Below are 9,196 nucleotides of genomic sequence, written 5' to 3'. Positions count from 1 at the left end.
CCCGTAGGGCTGGTATTTCAAGGTTTATCAATATCTCAAGTTCATCGATATATGCAGGCGTAAGGGATAGATTGCTTTCCGAAGATATGCCCCTTTCGCCTCCCCATCCATACGGCGTAGGAAAGCTTGCCGGCGAGCATTATGCAAGGATATATTATGAGCTATATGGCTTGCCTTTTGTTACCTTGAGGTATTTTTCGGTCTATGGGCCGCGTCAACTGGGAGATATTGATAAGGCAGGGGTGATTGCCAAGTTTATCTATTGTGCCTTTTCCTATAAACCCCTTACCATCTATGGAAATGGTGAACAGAAAAGAAATTTTACCTATGTCTCTGATGTTACTGACCTTACCATAAAGGCATCAGAGGTTGATAGTGCTATAGGAAAGACAATAAACCTTGCCAACCCTAATGAGGTTTCTATAAATTATCTTGTGGAAATTATTAAAAAGATTTTGGGGGAAGAACTAAAGATAGAATATCTTCCTCCCATTAAAGGGGACCCTCCCAGAAACCCGGCAGACATATCAAGGCTTAAAGAAGTGCTTGGTGCCTCCTTAAAGGTCAACTTTGAAGAGGGAATAAGAAGAACAATAGATTGGTATCAATCTACAATCCGAAATTGAAATGTATGTAATTATCATTGGCTGTGGAAGGGTAGGAAGCGAGCTTGCCTTGCTTCTTTCAAAGGAGGGCCATAATGTGGTTGTTATGGACAAAAATCCAGAGGCATTCTCAAAGCTGGGAGGAGGATTTAATGGGATAACCGTAGAAGGATCTGGGTTTAATTTGGATGACCTAAAAGAAGCTGGGATTGAAAGGGCTGATGCTATTGCTTGTGTCTCTGATCGGGATAATGCTAATATTATCGCTGCCCAGGTGGCAAAGAAGCTCTTTGGGATAAAGAAGGTTATCGCAAGGATTTATGATCCAAAGAGGGAGGAAACATATGAGGAGCTTGGCCTTGATGTGATTGGAGGAACAACCCTCATTGCCAAGCTTATTAAGGACAAGCTTATACACCCCCATTTTATTCATCATTCATTCTTAAGGGATGATGCAATGTTTATAGAGATAGAGGTAAGCGAGGAGCTTGCCAAAGAGAAAATAGAGAAAATAGAGAAAAAGGAAAAAATAGAGGTTGTTGCTATAATGAGACAAAAGGAGATAATCAAGCCAGATAAAGAGGATAGACCAAAAATGGGAGATATCCTTGTCGGAATAAAAAGAGAAGAATGATGCTGATGCTAGTAGGCTGCTCTGGTGCTAGTAGGATGCTCTAATGTATATCATCATTGTTGGGGGAGGAAAGGTTGGTTTTCATTTGAGCAATATGCTTGCTAAGAACAAAAATGAGGTTTCTCTTGTTGAAAAGAACAAAGCCCTAGCCAGTGAACTTGCAGAGAAGCTTTCTGGTATTCTTGTTATCCACGGAGATGGTTGTGAATCCCAAACCCTTAAGGATGCAGGGGCAGAGAGGGCTGATGTTATTGTTGCAGCAACAGGAAGCGATGAAGACAACCTTGTTATTTCTCAGCTTGCAAAGGAGATATTTAATATTCCAAGAACCGTGGCAAGGGTAAATGACCCAAAGAATGAGCACATATTTAACCAGCTTGGCGTTGACATTTCCATAAACTCAACCTCCATCATTACAAAGATAATTGAGGAAGAGGCATCAATGGATGATTTTATGGATCTTCTTACATTCAAGAAGGGAAATCTTTCCATTGTAAGGGTTGATCTTAGTGAAGAATCACCAGCAAAAGGCAGGCTTATTGAAGGGCTTTCCCTTCCAAAAAACACGGCAATTGTGGCTATTCTTAGAAAAAATGAGGTTATTTCTCCGAATCCAAAGGTAATGTTAGAGGCTGGTGATGATGTTATTGCTATTGGCCCAATTGAAAAAGAGGAAGACCTCCTTAAGGCATTGCTGGGAGAGGTAGACTTAGAATAATTTAGAATTTTTAGGCTAATGGCTAAATGATGATTAAACTTGGGTTAATTGGATGTGGTGCGATTGGTTCTTGTATTGCGAAGGCAATTTTAAATATTCCTTCCCTTTCTTTAGTATGCCTTTGTGACCAAAATAAAGAAAGGGCAGAAAAAACAGCCTCTCTTTTTCCAAAGAAACCAGAGATTGTTGATATTCCAGAGGTTGTAAAGAAAGCAGACCTTATCATCGAAGCATCTTCTATAAAGGTTGTAAAGGAGGTTCTTCCATTGGTTATTTCGGAAAAAAAAGACCTAATGGTAATGAGCGTTGGTGGATTGTTAGGAGAGGAAAAATTGCTTAAAAGGGCAGAAGATAAAGGGATAAAAATCTATGTTCCATCTGGAGCAATCGCAGGAATTGATGGGTTAAAGGGAGCTTTATTAGGAAATATTGAAAAAGTCATCTTAAAGACAAGAAAGCCTCCCAAAGGGCTTTTGGGGGCTCCATATATTGAAGAAAAGGGCATAGATCTTTTGAATATTAAAGATAAGACAAGAATATTTAAAGGCACAGCCTTTGATGCGATAAAGGGATTTCCAGCCAATGTAAATGTTTCTGCCACATTAAGCCTTGCTGGAATAGGAGAGGATAAGACAGAGGTTGAAATAATAGCAGATCCGAAGAGCAATAAGAATATCCATGAGATTTTGATAATTGGAGATTTTGGAAGGATAAATATAAGGTGCGAAAATCTTCCCTCAAAAGACAATCCAAAGACAAGCTACCTTGCTTCTTTATCTGCTATTGCAACATTAAAATCCATTCTCGCCTCTTTGAAAATAGGAACATAACAGAGTCTTAAGAGCCAGAGAGTCAAAGGGTCAGAGATCAAGGGTTTGTAGAGTTAATAACTTTTTAGACTCGTTAGACTCTTAAGACCCTTAAAGGGAGGGCTTTAAACCTTCCATTGCCCTTCTTACCTTTTCCCTTCCCAAGGTAAGCTCTGTGACAAATTTATCTATGGTTTCAATGATTTCAACATCCTGGGTATAGGAATAAATAGCAGAGGGTCCTGTTCCCATCCGGTCAAGGATTTTTTGCTCAACAAGGTTATCAAGCTCCTTTTCAACAACGGCTATATCCCTTCCTATCCACCTGGCAATATTCCTTGCTACATCCATGGCAAACTGATTTCTATGGAAGAAGAGGATAATTTCTGTCCTTACCATAGATTCAGCAATTCCCTCTAAAAACCTTCCGATGTTCTCTGTCATAATTTAATTATAAAACATAAATTTAAATTTTGCAACCTTTAAATTTGAATAATAAACAAATAACCAATAAAAAAGCAACCAGGCTTATAATTCCTCCCTTATAAAATGAGCTGGGTTTATAGCGAAAAACAACCTCATATTTCCCTTTCTTTAAAAATACAGCCCTAAATGCACAATTTGCATAATAAACCTTCACCTCTGACTCTTGACTCTTGACTCTTGACTCTTGACTCTTAATATACGCCTTCCACCCTGGGTAATGTGAATCAGAAAGAAACAAAAAGCCATTTTCTTTCATCTCACAGGCTATTTTTACATAATCTGTTTTATATTCCTCTATCTTGCAGGATGAGTCAAAAATAGAAAATGAGCCAGAAGGGGCCTCTTCCTCCAATATTACCTCATACCTTGGGTCAAATTCATCCTTTAGAATCTCATCAATTATTGTATTGGGATCATAGATTTTTTTGCAGCAGGGAACAAGAAATGCCCTTGGGAAAACATTGTTATTCCGATAAACCTTAACCGATGGTAAATCCCAATCCATTTTAATCTCCTTTACCAGCTCAATTGCTTTACTAGAAAGGGAAAAACAGGAGACAAGGTATTTTACATTAAGGAGGCTTAAAAGCTTTATGGTATTATCAGGAACAATGCCTGTCCAATTTGATGACGAAAGAATAAAACCGCCTCCTAATGCCATTTCAAAGATAAATGGCCTTAAGGGAAAGAGGGTAAGATAAACCCCGGGGCTTGAAAGATGATAAATTGCATTTGTGTTTACAGATAGGGTTTCTCTATTTTGAAGATGCCAATTTTTGTTTTTAAGCCAGCCGTATTTGTAATAGAGGGTATTTCTGCTTATTATGCTTCCAATAGAATAGACCCTAAATATATCTTTATCGCTTTTAAGGAATTTTACAACCTCTGGGATTTTCTTCCAATCTTTCATTAAAACGCAGGGGTTATGATGTGCTCCAAATTTATATAAATCAAGGAAGGTAATAATAATTACAACGATATAAGCGATTGTTTTCATAGAAAAATTTTTTATCTTCTCTAAAATAAGCTGAATCCCAAACCCAGCAAGTATTGCTAAGGAAAAATCTACCAGGAGCAAAAACCGATTGGGAAACCTATAGCTTGAAAAAGGGGACATTTTAAGAAGAAACAAGAAAGGGCTATATTTTCCAAAGGAGAGAAGGAGAAAGAAGAAAAAAGAGGTGCCGAAGAATAAAATATACCTATTTTTTCTTATCCAAAACAGGGAAAGAAAAGAGGCAATTAAAGGAAGAATTCCAATATAGCCTGTATTCTCCCAGAAAAGGCTATTCCATTCTGTTTTATATGTAGCTAATGCCGGGTCTCCATAAAAATATGGAAGGACAAAGTTTATAAGCTCCTTTGGGTGAAATGGAAATCTCTCTAGCTCATGGATTGCCTCTCCAAGCCTCCTTCCAGAATGTTTAAGCAATTCAAAGGTTGGAAAAAGCTGACAAGCAGAAAGGGAAAAACCTATGATGAGGATGAGGGGAATAAATAAAAGCTTAAGGAATAAAGGGAGGAATTTTCTTTTCTTCTTTTTTCTCTCCTCTAAACATATAATGATAAAGCGAAAGAAAAAATAAAGGGACAAGGCAAAATTTGTATAGACCATAATCTGGGGATGGCCTGAAAATACCTGCAAAGAAAGGATAATTCCACCTGTGATGGCAAAATAAAGTCTTCCTTCTTGAATAAACCTCTCTGCAAAATAAAAAAGAAATGGAAAAAAAGAGGCTGTCATCAAATTAGATGGATGTTTAAGGTGGGTTATAAGATAACCAGAGAATGTAAAGGATATTGAGGATAAAACGGATGGGAAAAATTTCAAGCCAATTGTCTGGCAGAATAAGAATAGGGAAAACCCTGCTATAAAAAATGAGATTATGGTTGTTAAATTATAGGCAGAGAAAGGGTCTAAAATTAAGAAAAAGATAATATTTAATGGATGAAATGCACCAATTTCTCCTTCACTTAATATTGGTATTCCAGATAGGACATAAGGACACCATAGGGGAAGAGAAAAATCCTTAAGGCACTCTTCTAGATAGCACTTAAGGGGAAAATAATAATCGGTAAGGTCAGAATAGCCTAGGTCTCCGGTTATCCAGAATCCCCTTAAGGTGGCAGCATCAAAGAAATAAATAAAAACAAAAATTAAGATGAGAATAAAGGCTAAACACATACAAAAATTAAAGCTCTCCCCAATTCTTGCCAATGGATATATTTACCTCTATTGGCACATCAAATTTACCTGCGTTCTTCATAGACTCTATGACAATTGGTGCTATCTTAGATGATTCTTTCTCTGGAATTTCAAACAGAAGCTCATCGTGAACCTGAAGGAGGAGCTTGCAATTAGAGGGAAGGCTTTTATAAACATCAATCATTGCCTTTTTTATCAAATCTGCACAGGTTCCCTGAATGGGCATATTTATCGCCTGTCTTTCTGCAAACTCACGAATTCCTTTATTTTTGCTAAGTATTTCTGGGATGAACCTTTTTCTTTTCCATAGGGTTTCAACATATCCAAGCTCCCTTGCCTTTTGTATTGTTTCCTGGATATACATTAAAACCCCTGGATGGAGGATAAAATACCTATCAATCATCTCCTGTGCATTATTTGGTGATATACCAAGCTCCTTTGATAAGCCATAAGCACTCATTCCATATACTATCCCAAAGTTTATCGTCTTTGCCTGACGCCTCATTTCCTCTGTTATCTTTGAGCTACCATAAATCTCTGATGCTGTATTTGAATGGATGTCCTCACCGGCAATAAATGAGGAAATAAGGGCTTTGTCTTTTGAGATATGGGCAAGGATACGAAGCTCAATTTGTGAATAATCTGCCTTTAGAAATACATTTGAAGAACTAGCCACAAATGCCCTTCTTATTTTTTTTCCAACCTCTGTCCTTATGGGGATATTCTGTAGATTTGGATTGCTTGATGAAAGCCTTCCTGTGGCTGTAATTGTCTGATTAAATGAGGTATGAACCCTTCCATCCTCTCCAATCAGGGGAATAATGCCGTCCGTATAGGTCGATTTAAGCTTTGCAAGCTCCCGATAATCTAGAATAAGCTTTGGTAAGGGATGTAGCTTTGATAGAGAAACAAGAACCTCCTCATCGGTGGATGGCCCGGTTTTTCCCCTTTTTATTATGGGAAGATTTAGCTTTTCAAATAGAATAAAGGAAAGCTGTTTTGGTGAGTTTAGATTAAATTCTCCCGCAAAGCTATATATCTTTTCACTTAAAAGAGAGATTTTCTCATTTAGCTCACCGCCAAATTCTACAAGGTATTTCTTATCAACCATTATCCCAGAAGCTTCCATCTCGGAAAGGACATTTACCAGAGGCATCTCCAATTCCTCAAATACTCCAAAAAGACCTTCTTCCTTTAGCTTTTTTTCCAATTTTCCCTTTAGCTTGAATATGCCCATTGCATCAGGGGTTTCATTGGGAAGGTTTCTTATAAATATATCATCAATGTTCTGCTTTAAGCCTGGGTTAAGAAGATAAGAAGCAATCATAATGTCAAATAAGCCCCCATTTAAATTTATACCCTGTTTTTTAAAAAGGATAATGAGGGATTTTAAGTCAAAGCCTATCTTTTCTATATTTTTATCCTCAAGCAAAGTCTTTGCTTCATCAAAGGAGGAAAAGAAGGAATTAGAACCATCAGAGATAATGAGCTTATTCTCTTTAAGAAATAGAGAAATCCCTTCCTCTGTTGAAATTAAAGAAAATGGCAACATTTCCCTCTCTTTCTCCTCCTTTAAGGACATCTCCTTGATCAATGTTTTAAATTCAAGCTCTAAAAATAAAGAAAGGAGGGATTTTTTATCCATTGTTTTTATCTTAAGGTCGGAAAGTGAAAAATTAAGGGGAAGGTCGTCCTTTAGACAAACAAGCTCTCTACTTAATTCTATCATCCCTTTCTCTTTTTCAATGAGAGTTCTTATCTTTTGCTCTTCAATTATCTCTGGTTTTTTTAGAATATTTTCCAGGCTTTCGTATTTTTTAATAAGCTCAACCCCAGTTTTTTCTCCGATGCCCTTTGCTCCTGGGATATTATCTGAGCTATCGCCAATTAAGGAGAGAAGGTCTAAAATACTTTCTGGAGGAACCCCAAATTTTTCAATGGTTTTTAAAGGGTCAAAGATTGTTTTTTCTATAACCCCTTTCTTACAGCATACCACCCTTGTCTTTTCGGAAATAAGGGAAAACATATCTTTGTCCTGGGTAAGGATAAAAATCTCATCTACATCGTTTTCAAATCTTTTGACACAGGAGGCAATAAGGTCATCTGCCTCATACCCATCAAGGGAGGCAGAAAAACATCCCAAGTGTTTTATTGCCTCAAAAATTAAGGGTATCTGAATATGCATCTCCTCTGGCATCCTCTCTCGATGTGCCTTATATTTTGGATATATATTGTGCCTAAAGGTAGGTGTTTTTGAATCAAAGCAAATACACAGATAATCGGGCATTTCTTCTTTTAAAATTTTAAGGAGCATAATTGTGAAGCCATAAATTGCATTTGTTGGCTCTCCCCTTGATGTTGTAAGGGAAGAAATAGCATAGAATGCTCGATATGCCATTGAATGGCCATCAATGAGATAGAGTTTGCTCATTACATTATAACCATCCTTTCCCTAAGCTCCTTTATCAATGTGCTTACCATCTCCTCAGGGCTTCCAGAAAGTTTCTTTCCCTCTTTTTTAGGAGGGGTGAATATTCTTACCACCTGTGTAGGAGAACCAGGGAGACCACAAAGGTTTTCATCTATTTCAAGCCCTTTCTTTGTTAAAATTGGAATTTGCATGGCCTTTGCAAAAAGCTTTCTCTTTAATCCTGCCATCCTTGGCTCATTTATCTGCTTGGTTACTGTGATAAGACAAGGCAAATCAGCTTCTATTATTTCATAAGCCTCATCAAGCTCCCTCTCTGCCCTTATCTTTCCATCCATTATTTCTGGTAGCTTACAGACATAAGAGATATGAGGTATATCAAGCAATTCTGCAATCTCAGGTCCAACCTGTGCTGTATCGCCATCTATAGCCTGCTTTCCACAGATAATCAGGGAAAATCCAAGCTTTTTTATGGCAAAGCTTAAAACCATTGAGGTTGCCAATGTATCAGAGCCGGCAAATGCTTTGTCAGATATGAGGTATGCCTCATCTATGCCCATTGATATTGCCTCCCTTAAGGCTTCGCTTGCTTGGGAAGGACCCATTGTAATGGCAATTGTTTTCCCCCCATATTTTTCTTTAACTTGCAGCCCTGTCTCAATGGCATTTGTATCAAATGGGTTAATTATGGATGGAACACCCTCTCTAATGATGGTATTTGTCTCTGGGTCAATTCTTACTAATGTTGTATCAGGCACCTGCTTTATACAGACAATGATGTTCATTTAGCCTCTATCAAAAGACCCTTAACAAAACTAAAAACCTCATAAGCTATATCACAAGAGCCTCTTGGGCATTTTCCTTATTGGGCAATCCATCAGGTAGACTTCCAATAATGGCATCAGGATGTTGAGAATAAAAACAGGTCTGATTATATATTCCTTCATCCAAAACAATCTCCGCTACCCTTACATCCTCATCAGCTAGTCTCATCCATTCTTTTACAACCTTATTTACTAAAGAGCCGAAGAAAATAATCTTTTAAAATATCCCTCGTTATTATACCAAAAATATGACAAAAAAATCCAAAATAAATTTGCTCTATAAGTGACTGCCTCTCTGTACATGGTATCCATTTTTATCCCATACAAGGGATCTTTCTAATTCATCTAATATGGGTGGAGAGATTTATAGTTAATTCCATAACGCTTTACAAAATGTATGTGTTTAGATAATCTTAAGGAAAACTTTATAAAATTATGAATTTTGAATGTTGAATTTTGAATTAAAAGGGAAAAAATTTTATAAAA

At 37.3% G+C, this 9,196-nt stretch carries 9 protein-coding genes; 4 read left to right on the top strand and 5 right to left on the bottom strand.

Going from position 1 to position 9,196, the window contains the following annotated elements; translation table 11 throughout:
* The 4 genes from AB1397_06905 to AB1397_06890 all read left to right on the top strand — a co-directional run.
* The coding region (locus AB1397_06905; protein MEW6482706.1) for an NAD-dependent epimerase/dehydratase family protein at nucleotides 1-626 on the top strand (626 nt) is incomplete at its 5' end.
* A 1-nt stretch (nucleotide 627) separates the two neighbouring features.
* Nucleotides 628-1,239: a TrkA family potassium uptake protein gene (locus AB1397_06900; protein ID MEW6482705.1), complete on the top strand. Its 612-nt coding sequence runs from the start codon at nucleotides 628-630 to the stop codon at nucleotides 1,237-1,239.
* A gap of 43 nt (nucleotides 1,240-1,282) precedes the next feature.
* Complete coding sequence (locus AB1397_06895; protein MEW6482704.1) at nucleotides 1,283-1,957, top strand: NAD-binding protein; 675 nt, start codon at nucleotides 1,283-1,285, stop codon at nucleotides 1,955-1,957.
* 26 nt (nucleotides 1,958-1,983) lie between these two features.
* Nucleotides 1,984-2,787, top strand: coding sequence for an aspartate dehydrogenase (locus AB1397_06890; GenBank protein MEW6482703.1), 804 nt, complete (start codon nucleotides 1,984-1,986; stop codon nucleotides 2,785-2,787).
* Nucleotides 2,788-2,877: 90 nt separating this feature from the next.
* On the opposite strand, the gene AB1397_06885 is transcribed toward AB1397_06890, so the two are convergent.
* The 5 genes from AB1397_06885 to AB1397_06865 are packed head-to-tail and all read right to left on the bottom strand — an operon-like array spanning nucleotide 2,878 to nucleotide 8,879.
* On the bottom strand, nucleotides 2,878-3,210 hold the full coding sequence (locus tag AB1397_06885; GenBank protein ID MEW6482702.1) for a hypothetical protein: 333 nt from the start codon (nucleotides 3,208-3,210) through the stop codon (nucleotides 2,878-2,880).
* Between the two features lie 22 nt (nucleotides 3,211-3,232).
* Nucleotides 3,233-5,470 carry a hypothetical protein gene (locus AB1397_06880; GenBank protein ID MEW6482701.1) on the bottom strand — a complete coding sequence of 746 codons (2,238 nt, stop codon included), beginning with the start codon at nucleotides 5,468-5,470 and terminating at the stop codon, nucleotides 3,233-3,235.
* A complete protein-coding gene (gene polA / locus AB1397_06875) occupies nucleotides 5,445-7,889 on the bottom strand; it encodes a DNA polymerase I (GenBank protein ID MEW6482700.1) in 2,445 nt (814 codons plus the stop codon). Before polA ends, AB1397_06880 begins: the two co-directional genes overlap by 26 nt.
* Complete coding sequence (locus AB1397_06870) at nucleotides 7,889-8,671, bottom strand: electron transfer flavoprotein subunit beta/FixA family protein (protein MEW6482699.1); 783 nt, start codon at nucleotides 8,669-8,671, stop codon at nucleotides 7,889-7,891. The genes polA and AB1397_06870 overlap by 1 nt, the downstream gene beginning before the upstream one ends.
* Before the next feature lie 46 nt (nucleotides 8,672-8,717).
* The gene (locus tag AB1397_06865) at nucleotides 8,718-8,879 is read right to left on the bottom strand and encodes a hypothetical protein (protein ID MEW6482698.1); all 162 of its coding nucleotides are present in this window, start codon (nucleotides 8,877-8,879) and stop codon (nucleotides 8,718-8,720) included.
* Between the last annotated feature and the right edge of the window lie 317 nt (nucleotides 8,880-9,196).

The sequence above is a fragment of the bacterium genome, assembly GCA_040756715.1.
In the GTDB taxonomy this organism is placed as follows: domain Bacteria; phylum UBA9089; class UBA9088; order UBA9088; family UBA9088; genus JBFLYE01.
Note: the sequence above shows the minus strand (reverse complement) of the source record. Positions and strands in the feature narration are given on the sequence as shown.